At 75.0% G+C, this 22,178-nt stretch carries 11 protein-coding genes; 10 read left to right on the top strand and 1 reads right to left on the bottom strand.

The annotated features are described in order from the left end of the window. Positions 1–56 precede the first annotated feature (56 nt). The gene (locus ACFC1T_RS34600) at positions 57–986 is read right to left on the bottom strand and encodes a LuxR family transcriptional regulator (protein ID WP_375895648.1); all 930 of its coding nucleotides are present in this window, start codon (positions 984–986) and stop codon (positions 57–59) included. A gap of 235 nt (positions 987–1,221) precedes the next feature. Between ACFC1T_RS34600 and ACFC1T_RS34595 the strand changes: the two genes are divergently transcribed. The 10 genes from ACFC1T_RS34595 (at position 1,222) to fabG (ending at position 22,155) form a co-directional block, all read left to right on the top strand. After that, positions 1,222–1,524: a hypothetical protein gene (locus ACFC1T_RS34595; protein WP_375895646.1), complete on the top strand. Its 303-nt coding sequence runs from the start codon at positions 1,222–1,224 to the stop codon at positions 1,522–1,524. Between the two features lie 253 nt (positions 1,525–1,777). After that, positions 1,778–2,089: a hypothetical protein gene (locus ACFC1T_RS34590; protein WP_375895643.1), complete on the top strand. Its 312-nt coding sequence runs from the start codon at positions 1,778–1,780 to the stop codon at positions 2,087–2,089. Positions 2,090–2,336: 247 nt separating this feature from the next. Then, complete coding sequence (gene sbnA, locus ACFC1T_RS34585) at positions 2,337–3,341, top strand: 2,3-diaminopropionate biosynthesis protein SbnA (protein ID WP_375895641.1); 1,005 nt, start codon at positions 2,337–2,339, stop codon at positions 3,339–3,341. Continuing rightward, on the top strand, positions 3,338–11,200 hold the full coding sequence (locus ACFC1T_RS34580) for an amino acid adenylation domain-containing protein (protein WP_375895639.1): 7,863 nt from the start codon (positions 3,338–3,340) through the stop codon (positions 11,198–11,200). The genes sbnA and ACFC1T_RS34580 overlap by 4 nt, the downstream gene beginning before the upstream one ends. Then, a complete protein-coding gene (locus ACFC1T_RS34575) occupies positions 11,197–18,498 on the top strand; it encodes an amino acid adenylation domain-containing protein (protein ID WP_375895636.1) in 7,302 nt (2,433 codons plus the stop codon). Before ACFC1T_RS34580 ends, ACFC1T_RS34575 begins: the two co-directional genes overlap by 4 nt. Positions 18,499–18,602: 104 nt before the next feature. Continuing rightward, on the top strand, positions 18,603–18,809 hold the full coding sequence (locus ACFC1T_RS34570; RefSeq protein ID WP_030289532.1) for an MbtH family protein: 207 nt from the start codon (positions 18,603–18,605) through the stop codon (positions 18,807–18,809). Between the two features lie 94 nt (positions 18,810–18,903). Beyond that, complete coding sequence (locus ACFC1T_RS34565) at positions 18,904–19,152, top strand: acyl carrier protein (RefSeq protein ID WP_375895633.1); 249 nt, start codon at positions 18,904–18,906, stop codon at positions 19,150–19,152. Next, positions 19,149–20,381 (top strand): beta-ketoacyl-[acyl-carrier-protein] synthase family protein, encoded by a 1,233-nt coding sequence (locus ACFC1T_RS34560; RefSeq protein WP_375895632.1) that lies wholly within the window; start codon positions 19,149–19,151, stop codon positions 20,379–20,381. Before ACFC1T_RS34565 ends, ACFC1T_RS34560 begins: the two co-directional genes overlap by 4 nt. After that, positions 20,378–21,418, top strand: coding sequence for a beta-ketoacyl synthase N-terminal-like domain-containing protein (locus tag ACFC1T_RS34555; RefSeq protein WP_375895630.1), 1,041 nt, complete (start codon positions 20,378–20,380; stop codon positions 21,416–21,418). Before ACFC1T_RS34560 ends, ACFC1T_RS34555 begins: the two co-directional genes overlap by 4 nt. Then, complete coding sequence (gene fabG / locus ACFC1T_RS34550) at positions 21,415–22,155, top strand: 3-oxoacyl-ACP reductase FabG (protein WP_375895627.1); 741 nt, start codon at positions 21,415–21,417, stop codon at positions 22,153–22,155. The genes ACFC1T_RS34555 and fabG overlap by 4 nt, the downstream gene beginning before the upstream one ends. Positions 22,156–22,178: the final 23 nt, after the last annotated feature.

Genomic DNA, 22,178 nt, shown 5'->3' with positions numbered 1-22,178 from the left:
GCAGTCGTCCCGTGCGAACCGGCCGGCCGCGTCCGCGCGCCGCCGGGCAGCTGCCCTCAGTCGCCCTCGCGCGGCGGCGCGCCGCCCTGGAGCAGGCCGCGCTCGCCGGCGATCACCCCGGCCTGGAAGCGGCTCCGGCCGCCGAGCCAGGCCATCAGTTCCGCGGTGATCCGGCGCGAGGTGCGCACCGAGACGCCGAGCTTGCGGGCCACCACCTCGTCGGTGTGGCCCTGGGCGAGCAGGCTGAGCACGGCCATCGCCTGCGGGTTGAGGCCCTCGGCCCCCTTGGCCGGGGCCTTCCCGTACGGGGCGGCGTTCTCCCAGACGTACTCGAACAGCGCGCAGAGCGCGGAGACCAGTCCCGGACCGGACAGCACCAGGGCCCCCACGCTGGTGTCGTCCGGATCGGTCGGGACGACCGCGACCTTGCGGTCGAAGATCACCAGGCGCATCGGCAGCGACGGCGCTATCCGCACCCGGGCGCCCCGCTCGGTGAGCCACTCCAGGTGGGCGATGGTGCCGCCGTCGTTGGCGGCGCTCTCCAGGTAGATGCTGCGCATCTGCACGCCCCGGTCGAAGACCTCCTGGTCGGCGACCTGGCCGGCTCTTCGGGCGGCCGGCGACTGTCCGCCGCCGGTCGCGAAGCCCATGATCTCGCTGGCGCAGGAGTGCGAGAGCTCCTCCAGCCGGAGCCGGATCTGGTCGACGCCCTCCAACTGCTCGACGCCCAGGCCCCGTTCGCCCTTACGACTCTCGGCGTACTGGGCGACCAGCTTGGCCGCCTCCAGCCGGCTGTGCGCTATCTGGCGCTGCCGCTCGGCGAGTTCGACCTCCTGGCGGCCGATCAGCATGGCCAGGCTGACCTCGGGGTTGACCAGGAGGAGGTGTCCGGGCTCCAGCTCGGAGTGCCTGATCAGGGTGAGCCGGGCCAGTCCGTCCAGGGCGTCCCGGACCCGCTGTTCGGGCCAGTCGAGGTCCTGTGCCACTCCTGGGATTCCGAGTTCAGGCCTGGCCAGCACCGTCCGGTACACGGCCTCGGCGTCGGGATCCAGTCCTAACACTGACAGCACCGCCTGCCCCCCGATATTGCGAACCTGATGACGCCACGTCATTGCCGGATCTCGGGGGCATGCTACGACACCCTGCCCACAACCACCCACCGTTCGGGCCCAGGCCCTTTCCTGCGGACTTCGAGCGGGTCCACCCACGAGAGGATTTGACATGTATATCACTGTCGGACGTCTGGTTCGGGGTATCGTCGAACCGGAACAGGTCACGCCCGACAAACTCGTCGAACTGCTCCGGAACGCCGCCGAGCCGGCCGACGGACTGGAGCACGTTTACGTCGAGATCGACCCCCTCGGTGCCGATCTGGTCTTCTTTCTCGGTCCCCCGAAATCCGGAGAGTCGGATTCCGCTGCTCACCGGATCACCCGCCGTTGCCTGCGGGACGCGCCTGAACTGCGCGGATGGCGGCTGGCGACCGAATTCAGCGACGACCGGCTGCCGTTGTTGGAGGAGTGACCCGCGGGGCGGGCGCTCTGCAGGGTGCTGCCAGGGCAGGACCCTGACATGGAGAACTGTGGCACGGAACGTGTGTGCGAGACAGACTTGGTCATGCCGAAGGGGGCCGGAACCCCCTCCCGCAGGATTCGAGAGCCGGTCCCGCGCGGTCATTCACCGCGGGAATTGAACCAGGCACAGCACTCATCCGTTTCGTCTGTCTCGCCGCCGCCGATTTAACGGCCCGCGGCTCCATTGCCACCGGGGGTTCACCATGAGCAGCATCACCATTGTCGCCGCCCGCACCGCCGCCGTCCTCGGCCTGCTGGTCGCCGGCGCCGCCCTCACCGCGCCGGTCGCCGGCGCCGCCACCTCGGTGGCCGCCCCGGTCGCCAAGGGCACCGGCTCCGTGCACGGCGACGACATCATCTGGGACGGCCCGGCCGCCAAGGCCGCCCCGGTCCGCGTGACCACCGCCTCCGCCTCCGTGCACGGCGACGACATCATCTGGGACTCCCCGGTCGCCCACGCCCCGGTCGCCAAGGGCACCGGCTCCGTGCACGGCGACGACATCATCTGGGACTGACCTCCCGGCGGTCCGGCACGGGGACCGGGCCCAGCAGCACACCCATCCGCCCACGTCGTTCCCGCCGCCGCCGATTCCACGGCCCGCGGCTCCATCGCCACCGGGGGTTCACCATGACCAGCACCACCGCCACCACCGCCCGCACCGCCACCGGCCCGGCCGGCCCGGGCGCCGGCTCCGCGCACGGCGACGACATCATCTGGGACTGACGTCCCGTCACTCTCCTGACACCGAAGGGGAACGGGCGATGCCCATCATCAGAACGCCGCAGGAGTTCAACGAGGACGAACTCTTCGTCGACCTCCGGGCGATGTTCGACTACCCGCTGTACCTCAAGTGCGAGGGCTTCAACTTCGCCGGCTCCGTCAAGCTCAAGGCGGCCCTCAGCATGGTCGACGCGGCCGAGCGGGACGGCCGGCTGAACCGGGACTCCGTCCTGGTGGAGTCCTCCTCGGGGAACCTGGGGATGGCGCTGAGCATGATCGCCTCCGTCCGGGGCTACCAGTTCATCTGCGTCGTCGACCCACGGACGAACCTGTCCACCCGTCAGCTCATCGAAACACTCGGCGGCAAAGTCCACATGATCACCGAGCCGTCGCCGGAGACCGGCTTCCTCGGTGCCCGACTGGACTTCGTCCGCGAGCTGTGCTCCTCCTCGCCGCGGTACGTCTGGCTCAACCAGCACGCCAACCCGGACAACTGGCGCGCCCACTACCGCACCACCGCGCCCTCGATCCACCGCCAGTTCCCGGACCTGGACCTGCTGTTCATCGGCGCCGGGACCACCGGCACGCTGATGGGCTGCGCCCGCTACTTCAAGGAGCACCGGCCGGACACCCGGATCGTCGCGGTGGACAGCGTCGGCTCGGTCACCTTCGGCGGCGAGCCCGGCCCGCGGATGCTCCCCGGCCTGGGCGCCGGCGTCCGGCCGGCCCTGCTGGACGAGAGCTTCGTCGACGACGTGGTGCACGTGCCCGAACTGGACACCGTCCGCACCTGCCACCGACTGGCCCGCGGCGGCTTCCTGTTCGGCGGTTCCACCGGGACGGTGGTCAGCGGAGCGGCCGCCTGGCTGGCGGAGCACCGCCTCGGCCAGGACGTGGTCGCCGTCGCCGTCTCGCCGGACCTGGGCGACCGATACCTCGACACCATTTACCAGAGCGCCTGGGTGCGCGACATCTACGGGGCCGACGCGCTTGACGCCGTCGACCGCCTCACGCCGCCCAACGCCATTGCCACGGGGGTAAGATGACGATGCGTCATGCCGCGCCATTTTCCGATTTTCCTGAACCGGGGCGGCCCGGAGAACTGCCGCTGTCCGACGCCCAGCGCGAGATGTGGTTCGCCCAGCAGCTCGACCCGGGCAACCCGGTGTTCACCATGGCGGACCTCCTGGAGCTGACCGGCCCGCTGGACCACGAGCGGCTGCGGGCCGCCTGGCAGCGTGTGCTGAACCGCACCGAGTGCCTGCGGGTGCGCTTCGCCGAGCGCGACGGCCTGCCGGTGCAGATCGTCGAGCCGCCCCGGGAGCGCCCCCTCCCGGTGCTCGACCTGATCGGCGAGGCCGACCCGCTCGCGGCTGCCGAAACGTTTCTGGAGTCCGAGGGACACCGTCAGTCCACCCTCGGCCCCGACGCCTTCGCCGCCACCCTCGTCCTGATCGGCCCCGAACTGGCCTGGCTGTACGTCCGGGCCAACCACATCCTGGTCGACGGGTTCAGCCGCGCCCTGGTCTACCGCCGGCTCGCCGCCGAGTACGACCTGCCCGACGCCGAACCCGCCCTCGACCCGACCCTCGCCGAACTGCTCGCCGAGGAGCGCGACTACCTCGCCTCCCCCGCCCACCAGCGCGACCGCGCCTACTGGACCGAGCGGCTGGCCGACGGCATCGAACCCACCGTGCTCTCCGGCCACCTCGGCTCGCCCGCCCGCGACACCCTGCGCAGCACCGGCCTGATCCCCGCCGCCACCGTCACCAGGCTGCAGGACACCGCCTGGGCCGAGCGGGTCACCTGGCAGACCCTGCTGATCGGCGCCACCGCCGGCTGCCTCGCCCAACTCTGCGGCACCGACCGGGTCGTGCTCACCCTCCCGGTCGCCGCCCGCACCACCCCGCTCGCCCAGTCCGTCCCCGGCATGCGCGCCAACTTCCTGCCGCTGCCGCTCACCGCCCACCCCGCGCTCGGCCGCGACGGCCTGCTCACCCAGGTCGCCACGGCTCTGCGCGGCACGCTGCGCCACCAGCGCCACCGGCACGACGCGATCCGCCGCGAGCTCGGACTCACCGGCGACGCCGGCCGCACCTTCGGCCCCACCGTCAACGTGCTGCAGACCGGTGGCGAGTTCGCCCTCGGCGACTGCCGCGCCCTGGTCCGCAACCTGTCCACCGGCCCCGTCCCGGACCTCCAGATCCTGTTCCTGGACAGCGGCGAGGACGGCTGCGAGCTGCGCGTCGACGGTGACGCCGACCGCTACCCCCAGGAGCGCCTCGACCTCTTCCGGGACGCCCTGCTCGGGTACCTGGAGGCGTTCGCCACCGTCTCCACCGCGCTGCCGGTCGGCCGGATCACCGCGCTGCCCGCCGCCGAGCGCGAGCGCGTCCTGGTCGAGTGGAACAGCTACCGGCAGCAGCCCGAGGTGTTCACCGACGTGCTGCCCCGGATCCGCGCCCTCGCCCAGGCCCGTCCCGGCGCCGTCGCCGTCCAGGACGACGCCGGCCGGCTCGACTACGCCGAGCTGGTCGCCCGGGCCAGCGCCCTCTCCCGCCGGCTGCTCGCCGCCGGGGCCGGACCGGACCGGCTGGTGGCGATCGCCGCCGCCCCCGGCACCGGCTTCGTCACCGCCGTCCTCGGCGTGCTCGGCGCCGGCGCGGCCTGGCTCCCGCTGGACGTCCAGGCCCCGGCCGCCCGCGGCGCGGCGCTGGTCGAGGCCGCGGGCGCCACCGTCCTGCTGCACGGCGAGGACCAGCGGCCGTACGCCGACACCCTGCTCGGCGCCCTGCCGGAGCGGCCCGCCGTCCTCGCCCTCGACGACGCCCGGGACGCGGACCTGCTGGCACCCGCCGGCGGCCCCGCCGAACTGGCCTACGTCATCTACACCTCGGGCTCCACCGGCCGGCCCAAGGGCGCCATGGTGCACCGCGACGGCATGGTCAACCACCTGCTCGCCAAGCACGCCGACCTGGAGCTGTCCGAGGCCGACACCGTGGTGCACAACGCCCCGGTCACCTTCGACATCTCGGTCTGGCAGATGCTCAGCCCGCTGGTCGCCGGCGGCCGGCTGCGGGTGGTCTCCCGCGAGCTCGCCGCCGACCCCGGCGCCCTGTTCGCGCTCGCCGACGCCGAGGGCGTCACCGTGCTGGAGGTCGTTCCCTCCCTGCTGCGCGCCGCCCTGGACTCCTGGGAGGCCGGCGCCCCGCTGCCCGCGCTGTCCGCGCTGCGCCGGCTGGTGGTCACCGGCGAGGCGATGCCCGCCGACCTGGCCCGCCGCTGGTTCGCGCTGCGTCCCGGCATCCCGCTGGTCAACGCCTTCGGGCCGACCGAGTGCTCGGACGACGTCACCCACGCCCTGATCGGCTCCCCCGCGGAGCTGGACTCGGTGCGCGCCCCGATCGGCCGCCCGGTCCGCGACACCCGGCTCTACGTGCTCGGCGACTCGCTCCAGCCCGTCCCGGCCGGCCAGCCCGGCGAACTGTACGTGGGCGGGCGCGGCGTCGGCCGCGGCTACCTGAACGACCCCCGGCGCACCGCCGGGGCCTTCGTCGCCGACCCGTACGCGGCCGCGCCCGGCTCCCGGATGTACCGCACCGGCGACCGGGTGGTGCACCGCGGCGACGGCCAGCTGGAGTTCCTGGAGCGGGTCGACCACCAGGTCAAGATCCGCGGCCACCGGATCGAGCCCGGCGAGGTCGAGGCCGCGCTGCGCGCCGTCCCCGGCGTCGCCGACGCGGTGGTCACCGTCGCCCGCGACCCCTCCGGCGGCACCCGGCTGGTCGCCCACCTGACCGGCGGCGCCGACCCGGCCGCCGTCCGCGCCGAACTCGCCCGGGTGCTGCCCGACTACATGGTCCCGGCGGCGCTGGTGCCGCTGGCGGCGCTGCCGCTGACCCCCAACGGCAAGGTGGACCGCAAGGCCCTGCCCGTCCCGGACTTCGGGGCGCTGCGCGGCGAGCGGCGGGCCCCGGCCACCGAGCGCGAGGCGCTGCTGTGCGCGCTGTTCGCCGAGGTGCTGGAGCTGGACGGGGTCGGCGCCGACGAGGACTTCTTCGCGCTCGGCGGGCACTCGCTGCTGGCCGGCCGGGTGGTCACCGGGCTGCGTGCCCGGCTCGGCGTCGAACTGCCGATCCGCACCCTGTTCGAGGCGCCCACCCCGGCCGCGCTGGCCCTGGCCCTGGACGGCGCCGCGCCGGCCCGGGAGGAGCTCACCGCCGGCCCCCGGCCGGAGCGGATCCCGCTCTCCCCCGGGCAGCAACGGCTCTGGTTCCTCAGCCAGTTGGACGCGGCCGGCGCCACCTACCACCTGTCCCACGCGGTCCGGCTGACCGGCCCGCTGGAGCGGGCGGCGCTCGCCGAGGCCCTGGCCGACGTGGTCGCCCGGCACGAGAGCCTGCGCACCGTCTTCCCCGCCGAGGACGGCCGCCCGCACCAGCTGGTGCTGCCGGTCGGCGAGGCCTGCCCCGAGCTGCCCGTGGTGCCGTTCACCGGCCGCCCGGCCGAGGAGCTGGACGCCGAACTGGCCGCCCGGGCCGGCGCGCCCTTCGACCTGGCCGTCGAACCGCCGCTGCGCGCGGTGCTGTTCGAGACCGGCGTCCAGGAGCACGTGCTGCTGCTGGTGCAGCACCACATCGCGGCCGACGGCTGGTCGGTGCGCCCGCTGGTCGAGGGCCTGCAGACCGCCTACCGCGCCCGGCTGGCCGGGCGTACCCCGGCCTGGGCCGAACTGCCCGTCCAGTACGCGGACTACACCCTCTGGCAGCGCCGCCTGCTCGGCGAGCAGGACGACCCGACGAGCCTGATGAACCGTCAGCTCGACTACTGGGCAACCCAGCTGGCCGAGCTCCCGGAGGAGCTGGCACTGCCGGCGGACTTCCCGCGGCCGGCCGTGCCCAGCTACCGGGGCGCCACCGTGCCGCTGCGGCTGGACGCCGGGGCGCACCGCGCCCTGGCCGAACTGGCCCGGTCCACCGGCGCCAGCCCGTTCATGGTGGTGCAGGCGGCCCTGGCCGTCCTGCTCGGCAAGCTCGGCGCCGGCACCGACATCCCGCTCGGCACCCCGGTCGCCGGACGCACCGACGACGCCCTGGACGACCTGGTCGGCTTCTTCGTCAACACCCTGGTGCTGCGCACCGACCTGTCCGGCGACCCGACCTTCCGCGAGCTGGTCGGCCGGGCCCGGGAGACCGTGCTGGCCGCCCTGGCCCACCAGGACGTGCCCTTCGAGAAGCTGGTCGACCGGCTCGGCGCCGGGCGCTCGCTGGCCCGCCAGCCGCTCTTCCAGGTGATGCTCGCCTTCCAGAACAACGCCGGGGCCCGCCCCGAGCTGCCCGGGATCACCGCCGAGGTCAGCCCGGTCGGCAACGGCACCGCCAAGTTCGACCTGGCCTTCGAGCTGGTCGAGCGGCACGGCGCCGCCGGCGAGCCGGACGGCCTCACCGGCACCCTGGAGTACAGCACCGACCTGTTCACCGAGCGGACGGCCCGGGGCCTGGCGGACCGCCTGACCCACCTGCTCGGCCTGCTGGCCGGCGCGCCCGACCGGCCGCTGAGCGGCGTGGACGCCCTGCTGCCCGAGGAGCGCGAGCGGCTGCTCGGCTCCTGGAGCGGGGCCGCCGCCCCGACCACCGTCGGCGCGGTCCAGCTCCCGGCGCTGTTCCAGGAGCGGGCGCACCGCGCGCCCGCCCGGCCCGCGCTGCGCTGGTTCGAGGACGGCGCCGTACGCGCCGAGGTCGGCTACGGGGAGCTCAACGAGCGCGCCAACCGGCTCGCCCACCACCTGATCGCCCTGGGCGCGGGCCCCGGACGGATCGTCGCCCTGGCGCTGCCGCGCACGGTCGACGCGGTCGTCGCGGTGCTCGCGGTCCTCAAGACGGGTGCGGCCTACCTGCCGGTCGACCCGGCGTACCCGCGCGAGCGGATCGCCTACCTGCTGACCGACTCCGCCCCGCTGGCCGTCATCGGCCACGGCTCGGTGGCCGGACGGCTGCCGGAGCGGCAGGACGCACCGCTGCTGCTGCTGGACGACCCGGCGACCGCCGCCGCGATCGCCGCCGCCCCCGCGCACGACCCGACGGACGCCGAACGGACCACCCCGCTGGGGCCGGACCACCCGGCGTACGTGATCTACACCTCGGGCTCCACCGGCCGCCCCAAGGGCGTGCTGGTGCCGCACCGGGCGGTGGCCGCGCTGGCCGCCGAGCACGACCGCTTCGGCGTCGGCGAGGGCACCCGGCTGCTCCAGTTCGCCTCGTTCAGCTTCGACGCCGCGGCCTGGGAGCTGCTCACCGCGCTGCTGAACGGCGCCGTCCTGGTGCTGGCCGCGGAGGCCGACCGGGCGCCCGGCGAGCCGCTCGCCGAGCTGGTCAGGGCGGCCGGCATCGAGGTGGTCTGCCTGCCGCCGACGGTGCTCGCCGCCTGGCCCGCCCGGCTGCCGATGCCCGAGGGGCTGACCCTGATCACGGCCGGCGAGGCCTGCCCGCCCGAGCTGGTCGAGCGCTGGTCCGCGGGCCGGCGGATGCTCAACGCGTACGGCCCGACCGAGACCACGGTCTGCGCCACCGTCAGCGAGCCGCTGGCCGGCGCGGTCAAGCCGCCGATCGGCCGACCGCTGGCCGGCGCCCGGGTGTACGTGCTGGACGAGGCCCTGCGGCCGGTCCCGCCGGGCGTGATCGGCGAGCTGTACGTGGCCGGCGCCGGGGTGGCCCTGGGCTACCTGCACCGGCCCGAGCTCACCGCCCAGCGCTTCACCGCCGACCCGTACGCCGGCGCGTACGGCGACCCGAACGACCGGATGTACCGCACCGGGGACCTGGTCCGCTGGACGGCCGACGGCCAGCTGGACTACGTCGGCCGGGTCGACGAGCAGGTCAAGCTGCGCGGCTTCCGGATCGAGCTCGGCGAGATCGAGACCGCGCTGCTCGCGCGGCCCGGCGTCGAGCAGGCCGCCGCGATCGTCCGCGAGGACCGCCCCGGCGACAAGCGGCTGGTCGCCTACGTGACCCCGGCCGGCCTGCCGGTCGGCGAGCTGCGGGCCGCGCTCGCCGCGGAACTGCCCGACTACCTGGTGCCCTCCGCGTTCGTCCCGCTGGAGACCCTGCCGCTGACCGGCAACGGCAAGCTGGACCGCCGGGCACTGCCCGCGCCCGACTACGCCTCCGCCTCCACCGGCCGGGCCCCGGCCGGCGCCCGGGAGGCCGCGTTCTGCGCGGTCTTCGCCGAGGTGCTCGGACTGCCCGAGGTCGGCGCCGACGACGGGTTCTTCGACCTGGGCGGCGACAGCATCGTCTCCATCCAGCTGGTCAGCCGGGCCCGCGCTGCCGGGCTGGTGGTCACCGCGCAGGACGTCTTCACCCACCGGACCCCGGCGGCGCTGGCCGTGGTGGCCCGCGACGGCGAGGGCCCGGAGGCGGTCGCCACGGTCGGCACCGAGGACGGCGTCGGCCCGCTGGGCCAGCTGCCGATCGGGCACTGGCTGCGCGAACTCGGCGGACCGGTGGACGGCTTCCACCAGGCCGTACTGGTCCGCACCCCGGCCGACGCCACCCGGGAGTCGCTCACCGGGGCCCTCCAGGCCCTGCTGGACCACCACGACGGGCTGCGGATGCGGCTGCTGCCGGACTGGTCGCTGCTGATCGGCGAGCCCGGCACGGTCGACGCGGGCACGTTACTGTCCGTCCTGGACGGCCCGGCCGCCGACTGGCCCGCCGAGGCGGTCGCCAACCGCGAGCGGCTGGCGCCGTACGAGGGCGGGATGGTCCGGGCGCTCTGGCACCCGGCCGGCGGCGAGCTGCTGCTCACCCTGCACCACCTGGTGGTCGACGGGGTGTCCTGGCGGGTGCTGCTGCCCGACCTGGCCCGCGCCCACGCGGCCGTACGGGCCGGCGAGCCGGTCCGGCTGCAGCCGGTCGGCACCTCGCTGCGGCACTGGTCCGCGCTGCTGGAGCGGACCGCGGGCACGCCCGAGCTGCGCGCCCAACTCGACTGGTGGCGCGCCGAGTCGGCCGGCGGGCAGGCCCCGCTCGGCCACCGGGCCGCCGACCCGGCGGTGGACACCGTCGCCACCGCCCGGACGCTGCACCGCGTCCTGGACACCGACACCACGGCGGCGCTGCTCACCGAGGTCACCGGGGCGTTCCACGCCGAGGTGAACGACGTGCTGCTGACCGCCCTGGCACTGGCCGTCGCCGACTGGCGGCGGCGCACCGGACGGCCCGAGGGCGCCGTCCCGGTGGAGCTGGAGGGCCACGGGCGCGAGGAGTTCGCCCCCGGCGTGGACCTGTCCCGCACGGTCGGCTGGTTCACCACCGCCTACCCGCTGCGGCTCGACCCGGGCCCGGTGGACCTGGCGGAGGCGCTGGCCGGCGGTCCGGCCGCCGGACACAGCCTCAAGCTGGTCAAGGAGCACCTGCGGATGGTGCCCGGGCACGGGCTCGGCTGGGGCCTGCTGCGGTACCTGGCCGAGCACGGCCCGGACGGAGCCGGCACCGCGGAACTGTCCGGCGCCGCCCGGCCGCAGCTCGGCTTCAACTACCTGGGCCGCCTGCCCGCGCCCACCGACGAGGACTGGTCGCTGACCGAGCGGTCCGCCGCACTGGCCGCCGGGTCCGACCCGGGGATGCCGCTGCCGCACGTCCTGGACGTCAACGCGGTGACCGAGGACGGCGCGGACGGACCGCGGCTGAACGCCCGCTGGACCTGGGCCGGCCGGGCCCTGGCGCAGGCCGACGCCGAGGCCGTGGCCGACGGCTGGTTCACCGCCCTGCGGGCCCTGGTGCGACACACCCGGGAACCCGGCGCGGGCGGCTGGACGCCGTCCGACCTCGACCTGGTGGCACTCAGCCAGGACGAGATCGACGAATTCGAGGACGAGATGGACGACTGGGGGGACGAGCTGTGACCACGGCCTCGGCCGAGCCCCGCACCGGGCGACGCCCCGGACGGAGCTCCAATCTGAGCGACATCCTGCCGGTGGCACCGCTGCAGGAAGGACTGATGTTCCACGCGCAGTACCACCGCGAGGAACTCGACGTCTACACCGTGCAGTTGGTGCTGGACCTGGCCGGCGACCTGGACCCGGCCCGGCTGCGCGGGGCGGTCACCGCCCTGCTGGAGCGGCACCCCAACCTGCGGGCCGCATTCCGCTACCGCAAGAACGGCGACCCGGTCCAGGTCGTACCGCGCGAGGTCGCGCTGGACTGGCGCGAGGTCGACCTGCGCGGCCTGCCCTCCTCGGCCCCGCCCCGAGCCGAAGGGCGCGCCGGTGCCGAGAGCGACGAGCGACGGGCGACCGACGGAGGAGGGAGTGCCGGAGCGAGGAGTGTCGGCACCGGGTCCGAGCGCCCGGAGGCGAGCGGGCGAGCAACAGCCGAGGAACTCGCCGAAGCCGACCGGCTGCGCCCCTTCGACCTGGCCCGCCCGCCGCTGCTGCGGTTCAGCCTGCTGCGGCTGGGCGAGCGCGAGCACCGGCTGGTGCTGACCTCCCACCAGATCCTGTTCGACGGCTGGTCCATGCCGGTCGTGGTGCGCGAACTGTTCGCCTGCTACGCCGACGGCGGCGTCTCACTGCCCCGCCCCGCCCCGTACAAGTCCTACCTGGCCCACCTGGCCCGGCAGGACCGGGCGGCGGCCGAGGCGGCCTGGACGGCCGCGCTGGAGGGCTTCACCGAGCCCACCCGGCTGTCCGGCACGGCCGCTGCCGAGCCCGGCCGGCCCGGCATGCCCGGCGAGCACGCCGTCGAGCTGGACGCGCCGGAGTTCGCCGCGCTCACCGGCTGGGCCCGCACCCGCGGGTTGACCGTCAACACCGTGGTGCAGGGCGCCTGGGCGACCGTGCTGGGCACCCTCACCGGGCTGCGCGACATCGTCTTCGGCGGCACCGTCTCCGGCCGCCCGCCGGAGCTGCCCGGCGTCGAGGGCATGGTCGGCCTGTTCATCAACACCCTGCCGGTCCGGGTCGACCTCGACCCGGCGCAGAGCTTCACCGAGCTGCTGTCCGCGCTCCAGGACCGCCAGTCGCTGCTGCTCCCGCACCAGCACCTCGGCCTCGACACCATCCAGCGCAACGCCGGGGTCGGCGACCTCTTCGACAGCGTGCTGGTCTTCGAGAACTACCCGCTCGACCCGCAGGCGCTGGCCGGCGAGGTCGCCGGACTGCGGCTGACCGGCCTCCGGGCCGGTGACGCCAACCACTACCCGCTCAGCCTGATGGCCCTGCCCGGCGAGCGGCTGCGCCTCCAGATCGGCTACGACACCGCCCGGTTCACCCCGGCCGAGGCCGCCCTCGTCGCCGAGCGGCTGCTGCACGTGCTGCGCACCGCCCAGGCCGAGCCGGACCGCCCGCTCGGGCGGCTGGACCTGCTGCTGCCCGGCGAGCGCGCCCGGCTCGCCGTCCCCGCCCCGGAGCCGGCCGAGACCGACCCGTGGACGGACGTGGTGGCACGGGTGCAGCGGTTCGCCCGGACCCGCCCGGACGCCGTCGCCGTCGCCGACGGCACCGAGCGGCTCGGCTACCGCGAACTGGCCACCCGGGCCGGCGCCGTGTCCCGGGCCCTGGCCCGGGCGGGCGCCGCGACCGGACCGGTCGGGGTGCTGGCCCCGCCCGGCTGCGGCTTCGTCACCGCCGTCCTCGGCGTGCTCGGCGCGGGCGCGGCCTGGCTGCCGCTGGACGTCGCCGCGCCGGTCGCGCGCGCCGCCGTGCTGGCCGCCGAGGCCCGGATCGGCGCCCTGCTGGTCGGCCCCGACGAGCACGCCGCGGCCGCCGAACTGCTGGCCGCGGCCGGCCTGGACGTCCCGGTGCTGGACATCACGGCCCTCGCCACCGGCACCAGGACCGCCAAGCGGCTGCCCGCCCCGCGCGGGGCCGGCGACGACCTGGCGTACGTCATCTTCACCTCGGGCTCCACCGGCCGCCCCAAGGGCGCCATGGTGCACCGGGCGGGCATGGTCAACCACCTGCTCGCCAAGGTCGCCGACCTGGAGCTGGACGGGGACACCGTGCTGGTCCACAACGCCCCGGTCACCTTCGACATCTCGGTCTGGCAGATGCTCGCCGCGCTGGTCGTCGGCGGGCGGCTGCGGGTCACCGGCCGCGACCTCGCCGCCGACCCGCAGGCCCTGTTCGGCCTGGTCGCCCCCGAGGGCGTCACCGTGCTGGAGGTCGTCCCCTCGCTGCTGCGTACCGCCCTGGACAGCTGGGACGACGGCGCCGAGCCGCCCGTCCTGGACGGGCTGCGCAAGCTGGTCGTCACCGGCGAGGCGCTGCCCGCCGACCTGGCGCACCGCTGGTTCGCCCGCTACCCGGCGATCCCGCTGGTCAACGCGTACGGGCCGACCGAGTGCTCGGACGACGTCACCCACGCCGTGATCGGCTCCCCGGCCGAGCTGGACTCGGTGCGCGCCCCGATCGGCCGCGCCGTGCGCGGCACCGGACTGTACGTCCTGGACGACGCGCTGCGCCCCGTCCCGGACGGCGTCCCCGGGGAGCTGTACGTGGGCGGGCGCGGCGTCGGCCGCGGCTACCTCGACCAGCCCGGCCGCACCGCCGCGGTGTTCGTCGCCGACCCGTTCAGCCCGCTGCCGGGCGCCCGGATGTACCGCACCGGCGACCGGGTGATCCGGCGGCCGGACGGCCAGCTGGAGTTCCTGGAGCGGGTCGACCACCAGGTCAAGATCCGCGGCCACCGGATCGAGCCCGGCGAGGTCGAGGCCGCGCTGCGCTCGATCGAGCAGGTCGGCGACGCCGTGGTGGTGGTCCGCCGCGGCGGGGCCGGCGACGCCCGGCTGGTCGGCTACCTGACCGGCCCGGTCGACCCGGCCCGCTGCCGGGCCGCGGCCGCCGCGCTGCTGCCCGAGTACATGGTGCCCTCCGCCCTGGTGGTGCTGGACGCCCTGCCGCTGACCCCCAACGGCAAGGTGGACCGCAAGGCGCTGCCCGAGGTCGACCTCAGCGCCGCGACCGGCCGCGGCCCGCGCACCCCGCAGGAGGAGGTGCTCTGCGCCGCCTTCGCCGAGGTGCTCGACCGGCCCGCGGTCGGCATCGACGAGGACTTCTTCCAGCTCGGCGGCCACTCGCTGCTGGCCACCCGGCTGGTCAGCCGGGTGCGTACGCTGCTCGGCGCCGAACTGGCGCTGCGCACCGTCTTCGAGGCGCCCACCGTGGCCGCCCTGGCCGGCCGGCTCACCCAGGACGCCGTCCGCCCCGCGCTGACCGCCGGGGCCCGCCCGGACCGGCTGCCGCTGTCGTACGCCCAGCAGCGGCTCTGGTTCCTGGACCGGCTGGAGGGCCCCTCCGCCACCTACAACCTGCCGTGGACGCTGCGGCTGCGCGGCCCGCTGGACCGCGCCGCGCTGGCCGCCGCGCTGACCGACGTGGTCGGCCGGCACGAGAGCCTGCGCACCGTCTTCCCGGACCGCGACGGCCTGCCGTACCAGCTGGTCCTCCCGGTCGAGCGGGCCGCCGTCGAGCTGCCCGTCCGCGAGCTGCCCCCCGGCGACCGGTCCGAGGCCGAACTCACCGAGGCAGCAGCGGAGTTCGCCACCGGAACCTTCGACCTGGCGCACCGGCCACCGATCCGGGCCACCCTGCTCGCGGCCGGCCCCGAGGACCACCTGCTGGTCGTGGTGATCCACCACATCGCCGGGGACGGCTGGTCCAACGGGCCGCTCGCCCGCGACCTCTCCACCGCCTACGCCGCCCGGCTGGCCGGCCGCGCGCCCGCCTGGACGCCGCTGCCGGTGCAGTACGCCGACTACGCGCTCTGGCAGTGCGAACTGCTCGGCGCGGAGGACGACGAGGAGTCCCTCCTCACCCGCCAGACCACCTACTGGAAGGAGCAGTTGGCCGGGCTGCCGGAGGAGCTCCAGCTGCCGGTGGAGAGCGCCCGCCGGGTCACCGCCGGCTACCGCGGCGCCGCCGTCCGCTTCGCCGTCCCCGCCGCACTGCACCACCGGGCCCTCGCCCTGGCCCGGCAGAGCGGGGCGAGCCTGTTCATGGTGCTCCAGGCCGCGCTGGCCACGCTGTACGGCAAGCTCGGCGCGGGCGAGGACATCCCGCTCGGCACCCCGATCGCGGGCCGCACCGACGACGCCCTGGACGACCTGGTCGGCATGTTCGTCAACACCCTGGTGCTGCGCACCGACCTGTCCGGCGACCCGACCTTCCGCGAACTGCTGGACCGGGTGAAGGCCGTCGACCTGGCCGCCTACGCCCACCAGGACCTGCCGTTCGAGAAGCTGGTCGACGCCCTCGGCCCCGAGCGCGCCCACGGCCGCAACCCGCTGTTCCAGACCCTGCTGGCCCTGCACAACAACGCCGCCGCCCGGCTGGAGCTGCCCGGCGTCACCGCCGAGGCGGGCGCGGCCGAGCTCGGCGTGGCCCGGCTCGACCTCTGCTTCGAACTCGCGGAGCTCAGCGGCCCGGACGGCCCCGGCGGCCTGGAAGGGCGGCTGGAGTACAGCACCGACCTGTTCGGCGCGGCCGGCGCCCAGCGGCTGGCCGACCGGCTGGTGCACCTGCTGGGCGTGCTGGTCGACCGGCCGGACAAGCCGATCGGCACCGCCCCGGTGCTGCTGCCCGGCGAGCGGGAGGAGCTGCTCGCCCTCGGCGACGGCGCCGCCGCCCGCGGCGACGGCCAGCCGCTGGCCGCCCTGCTGGAGGCCACTGCGGACGCCCACCCGGACGCGGTCGCGCTCGAATTCGCCGGCCTGGAGCTCGACTTCGCCGAGCTGCACCGGCGGGCCAACCGGCTCGCCCGCACCCTGGTCGCCCAGGGCGCGGAGCCGGACCGGCTGGTGGCGATCGCGCTGCCGCGCTCGGTCGACCTGGTGGTCGCCGCGCTCGCGACGGTCAAGAGCGGCGCCGTCTACCTGCCGATCGACCCCTCCTACCCGGCCGACCGGATCGCCGGGATGCTCAAGGACGCCCAGCCGGTGCTGACCCTCAGCACCGCCGAGGTGGCCGCCGCCGTCCCCGGCCTGGAGGCCGGCCGGCTGCTGCTGCTGGACGACCCGGCCACCCGCGCCCGGGTCGACGAGCAGCCCTCCGAGCACCTGCGCCCGGCCGAACTGGCCGGCCCGGTACGGCCCGAGCACGGCGGGTACGTCATCTACACCTCGGGCTCCACCGGCCGCCCCAAGGGCGTCGTGGTGCCGCGCGGCGCCCTGGTCAACCACCTGCTGGACCTCACCGAACGGGTCGCCCTGGCCCCCGGACGGACCCTGCTGGCGGTCACCACCTTCGGGTTCGACATCGCCAACCTGGAACTGTTCGGCCCGCTGCTCGGCGGCGCCCGGCTGGTGCTCGCCCCGCACGACACCGTCCGCGACCCGGAGCTGCTCGCCGACCTCGCCCTGGCCACCGGGGCGGACGTCATGCAGGCCACCCCGACGCTGTGGCACGCCCTGGTCACCGCCCGGCCCGAATCGCTCGCCCGGGTGCACGTGCTCACCGGCGGCGAGGCCCTCAGCCCGGCCCTGGCCGCCGCGCTGACCGGCGCCGCGGCGAAGGTCAGCAACCTGTACGGCCCGACCGAGACCACGATCTACTCGCTCGGCGTCGACCTGCCGCCCGACCACACCGGCACCCCGCCGATCGGCCGCGCGCTGGCCGGCAACCAGGCCCGGCTGCTGGACGCCGCGCTGCGCCCGGTACCACCGGGGGTGGTCGGCGAGCTGTACCTGGCCGGCACCGGCCTCGCCCGCGGCTACCTGGACCGCCCCGGCCTGACCGCCGAACGCTTCACCGCCGACCCGTACGGCCCGCCCGGCTCCCGGATGTACCGCACCGGGGACCTCGCCCGCTGGCGGCCGGACGGCTCGCTCGACTACCTCGGCCGGGTCGACCACCAGGTGAAGATCCGCGGCTTCCGGATCGAACTCGGCGAGATCGAGGCCGTGCTGACGGACCATCCGCTGGTCGAACGGGCCTCGGTGACCGACCGGGAGGACCCGCCCGGTGTCCGCCGGCTGGTCGCCCACGTGGTGCCGGCCGGCCCGGAACGGCCCGAACCAGCGGCGCTGAGGACCCACTTGGCCGCCGTGCTGCCGGAGTACATGCTCCCGGCCGCCTACGTCCAGCTGGACGCCCTGCCGCTCACCCCGAACGGCAAGGTGGACCGCAAGGCGCTGCCCGCGCCCGCGGCCGACGACCGGGCGGTGGCCCGCTCGGACGGCCGCGCGCCCGACGGACCGGTCGAACGCGCCCTCGCCCGGGTCTTCGCCGAGGTGCTCGGCCTGGACCGGGTCGGGGCCGAGGACGGCTTCTTCGAGCTGGGCGGCGACAGCCTGAAATCGATCCAACTGGTCAGCCGCGCCCGCGCGGCCGGGCTCTCGCTCACCCCCGCCGACGTCTTCGCCCACCGCACCGTGGCCGGCCTGGCCCTGGTGACCGGCACGGCCGACGGCACCGGTGCGCCCGAGGACCCGTTCGCGCCCGTCCTGGCCGTCCGGCCGACCGGCGGCAGCCGCCCGCTGTTCTGCGTGCACGGCGCGGTCGGGCTCGGCTGGCCTTTCCTGACGCTCGCCGCGGAAATTGACACGGACATTCCCGTGTACGCTTTCCAGACCGGTGGGGTACGCTCCCCGGAAAAGACCCCGGAGTCCGTCCGGGAAATCGCCGGAAAATATCTCGGCGAAATGCTGGAAATCCAGCCGGCGGGGCCCTATCGTATTCTCGGCTGGTCGTTCGGAGGGCTCGTCGCCCACGAGATCGCGGTCCAGCTGCAGGCCCGCGGCGAGCAGGTCGAACTGCTCGCCGACCTGGACGGCTACCCCGGGACCGGCGCGCCGGCCGAGGAGCTGCCGGACGACCGGGCCGTCCTCGCCGAACTGCTCGAACGGGCCGGCCTCCCCGGCGACGGACCGCTCGACCCCGGCACCGCACGCCGGCGCCTGGCCGAGGCCGGCAACGCGCTCGCGGAGCTGGACGAGACCGAGCTGGTCCGACTGCTCGGGGTGATCCGCACCCACAGCGCACTGGGCGAGGCCCACCGCCCCGGCCGCTTCCAGGGGGACCTCCTCCTGTTCGCGGCCACCCGGGGCCGGGCCCCGGGCGACCCGGACGAGGAGTCCTGGCAGGCCCACGTGACCGGCCGGATCCTCCGGCACCCGGTCGACAGCGACCACGACTCGATGCTCGAACCGGCGCCGGCCGAATCCATCGGAAAAACCCTCTCCGCCGTCCTCCGCAAGGAATCCTGAAACACCGCACCGAAATACCGGTGGCCGCCCCGGAAATTCCATCCCGGGGGCACTGCGCCCGAGAACCGGACGATTTCCGGGATTTCCGAAAGGACCGAGAAATCATGAGCAACCCGTTCGACGACGAGCAAGGCACCTTCCTCGTCCTCGCCAACCACGAGAACCAGCACAGCCTCTGGCCCGCCTTCGCCGAGGTCCCGGCCGGCTGGCGGACCGTCAAGGGCGCGAGCACCCGGCAGGAGGCGCTGGACCACATCGAGCGCACCTGGACCGACCTGCGCCCGCAGAGCCTGATCGACGCCACCGCCTGACCCCCGAACACCGCCCGACCAGAAGACAAGCCCGACCAGAGCACCACCGCCCGACCAGAGCACCACCGATCCGACACCACCTGAGGAGCACCCCATGAGCACCGTCGCCATCGACGAGTCCAAGGTCCGCGAGATCGTCGCCGACTGCCTCGACCTGGAGCTGGACGAACTGACCCTCACCGACCACTTCATCGACCACTACGGCGCCGACTCGCTGAACGCCATCGAGGTGCTCGCCCGTCTGGAGAAGGAGTTCCACGTCACCATCCCGCAGGAGGAGCTGCCCAACATGGTCAACCTGGGCGCCGTGCTGGAGGTCCTGTCCCGGGCGACCGCCCGATGACCGCGCCGCAGCGCGTGGTGGTGACCGGCATCGGCGTCCTGTCGAGCATCGGCAACGGGGTCGAGGACTTCACCTCGGCCCTGCGCGAGGGCCGCTGCGGTGCCGGTCCGATCACCAGCTTCGACACCGACGGGTTCCTGCGCACCTCCGGCCACGAGGTCAACGGCTTCGAGCCGGAGCAGTGGATCCACCGCCTCCCGGTCGAGGAGCTCGGCCGCGCCACCCAGTTCGCCGTCGCGGCGGCCCGGATGGCCGTCCGGGACGCCGGGCTCGACGAGCAGGAGCTCGCCGGGCTCCGCGCCCAGATCACCATCGGCACCACCGACGGCGAGGCGCCCGAGCTGGACAAGCTGATCGCGGAGTCGGTCGCCAACGGGCCGGAGCACCCGGTCGACCAGCTGGTGGCCGGCCGCCTGCCGGCCCACCAGCTGGCCCTGGCGATCGCCCGGGAGCTGCGGCTCCCGCGGGTCGTCCCGGCCGTCCTCGGCACCGCCTGCGCGGCCGGGAACTACGCGATCGGCGACGGCTTCGACGCCGTGCGCACCGGCGAGGCGGACATCGCCGTCGTCGGCGGCGCGGACGCGATCTGCCGCCGCACCTTCGCCGGGTTCAGCCGGCTCGGCCTGGTCTCCTCCGACTACTGCCGTCCGTTCGACGCCGACCGCGAGGGGCTCCTCACGGCCGAGGGCGCGGGGGTCCTCGTCCTGGAGACCCTCGACTCGGCCCGGCGCCGCGGCGCCCGGATCTACGCCGAGCTGCTCGGCTACGGGCTCAACTGCGACGCCCACCACCCCACCGCCCCCGACCAGTCGAGCGTCGCCCGCTGCATGGAACTGGCGCTCAACGACGCCGGGGTCAAGGCGGCCGAGGTGGACCTGGTCTCCGCCCACGGCACCGGCACCCCCACCAACGACATCACCGAGACCCGCGCGATCCGCGAGGTCTTCGGCGACACCCCGCCGCGCACCGTCGCCCTCAAGGCGATGCTCGGCCACTCGATGGGCGCGGCGAGCGCGCTCGGCGCGGCCGCCTCGGCGCTCGCGCTGGCCCACGGCTTCGTCCCGCCCACCGTCAACCACCGCACCACCGACCCCCAGTGCCAGATCGACTGCGTGCCCAACCACTCCGTCCCCGCGGACCTCCGGGTGGTGGTCAACAACGGACTGGCCTTCGGCGGCAACAACGCCTCCGTCGTCCTGGGGCGCCACGAGGAGGAGCCCAGCCGATGAGCGAGCGCACGAGCTCGACCACGATCCATCGGGACCGGCCGCTGATCACCGCATGGTCCGCGGTCTCCCCCTTCGGCCTCGGCCGCGACGCGTTCGCGGCCGGGGTCGGCCGGGGGGAACCGGCCCACCAGGTACCGGACTTCGAGACCCGCAAGGTGCTCGGCAAGGCCGGCACCCGCACCTTCGACCGGGCCACCGGCCTGGCCGTCACCGCCGTCCGCGAACTGCTCGGCGAGGCCGAGGCCGCGCAGAGCCCGATCGCCACCGGCGGCGGCACCGCCCTCGTCCTCGGCACCACCCTCGGCAGCGCCCACAGCGCCGCCGGGTTCAGCCGGGCCTCCTTCGAGGGCGACAAACCCTACGACGTGCCCGCCCAGCTGATGCCGAACGTGCTGATGAACGGCCCGGCCGCGGCCACCGCCATCCGCTTCGACCTCAAGGGCCCCAACACCACCCTGGCCGGCGGCGCCGCGGGCGGCCTGCTCGCCCTCGGCTACGCCCGCCGCCTGCTGGCGGCCGGCCGCGCCGAACGCGCCCTGGTCGGCGCGGTGGAGGAGCAGTCCGAGACCCGCGAGTGGCTGGCCGGGGAGAGCGACCGGCCCAGCGGCGAGGGCAGTGCCGTCCTGCTGGTGGAGACCGGGCGGACCCTGCCGCCCGGCCGCCGGGTGCTGGCCGAACTGCTGGCCCTGGACGTCCGGTTGGACGTCGACGACGACCCGCAGGCGGCCCTGGCCGCCACCGTCCTCGACGCCCTCGCCCAGGCCGACGCGACCGCCGACCAGGTCTGGGCCGCGGCCGTCACCGGGCAGCCGGCCCGCGACCGGCTCGCCGAGCTGGTCGGCTCCGAGGCCGTCGACCGGGTCCCCGACCTGCTCGGCGACACCGGTTCCGCCGCGACCGTCTTCTCCCTCACCACCGTCCTGTCCCTGGCCGAGCAGGATCCCGCGGCCGCCGGCCGCCTCGCCGTGATCGCCTCGCTCGACCACCAGGGCCTGGCCGCCTGCGCCGTCCTGCGCCTCACCGGCGGTGACCGATGAGCACTCCCGGCACCGTCCTGATCAGCGGCGGCTCCCGCGGCATCGGCAAGGCCGCCGCCCTGCGGCTCGCCGCCGAGGGGCACCCGATCAGCTTCTGCTACCAGTCCGACCGGCAGGCCGCCGACGTCCTGGCCAAGGAGCTCGACGCCCTCGGCGTCGCCGTCCTGGCCGAGAAGGTCGACGTCACCGACGCCGCCGCCGTCCGCGCCTGGGTCACCCGCACCGAGGAGGAGCTCGGCCCGATCACCGTCGCCGTCGCGAGTGCCGGAATCACCCGCGACAAGCCGCTCCTCCTGATGTCCGACGACGACTGGCGGTCCGTCACCGACACCAACCTGACCGGCACCGCGAACCTCTGCCGCGCGGTGGCCTTCCCGATGGTCAAGCGCCGCGCCGGCTCGATCATCACCCTCAGCTCCGTCTCCGGCGTCTACGGCAACCCCGGCCAGAGCAACTACGCGGCCTCCAAGGCCGGGATCATCGCGCTCACCCGGGCGCTGGCCAAGGAGGTCGGCCGCTACGGGGTCCGGGTCAACGCGGTCGCCCCCGGCATGATCGAGACCGACATGACCTCGGTGCTCACCGACGCCCAACGCACCGACGCCCTCAAGCACATCCCGCTCGGCCGCTTCGGCACGGCGGACGAGGTGGCCGAATCGGTCGCCTTCCTGGCGGGCCCCCAGTCCGCCTACCTCACCGGTTCGGTCCTGCAGATCGACGGCGGAATCGTCCTGTGACCAGACGCACCAGACGCACCGTC

The organism is Kitasatospora sp. NPDC056076 (genome assembly GCF_042266305.1).
Taxonomy (GTDB): domain Bacteria; phylum Actinomycetota; class Actinomycetes; order Streptomycetales; family Streptomycetaceae; genus Kitasatospora.
Note: the sequence above shows the minus strand (reverse complement) of the source record. Positions and strands in the feature narration are given on the sequence as shown.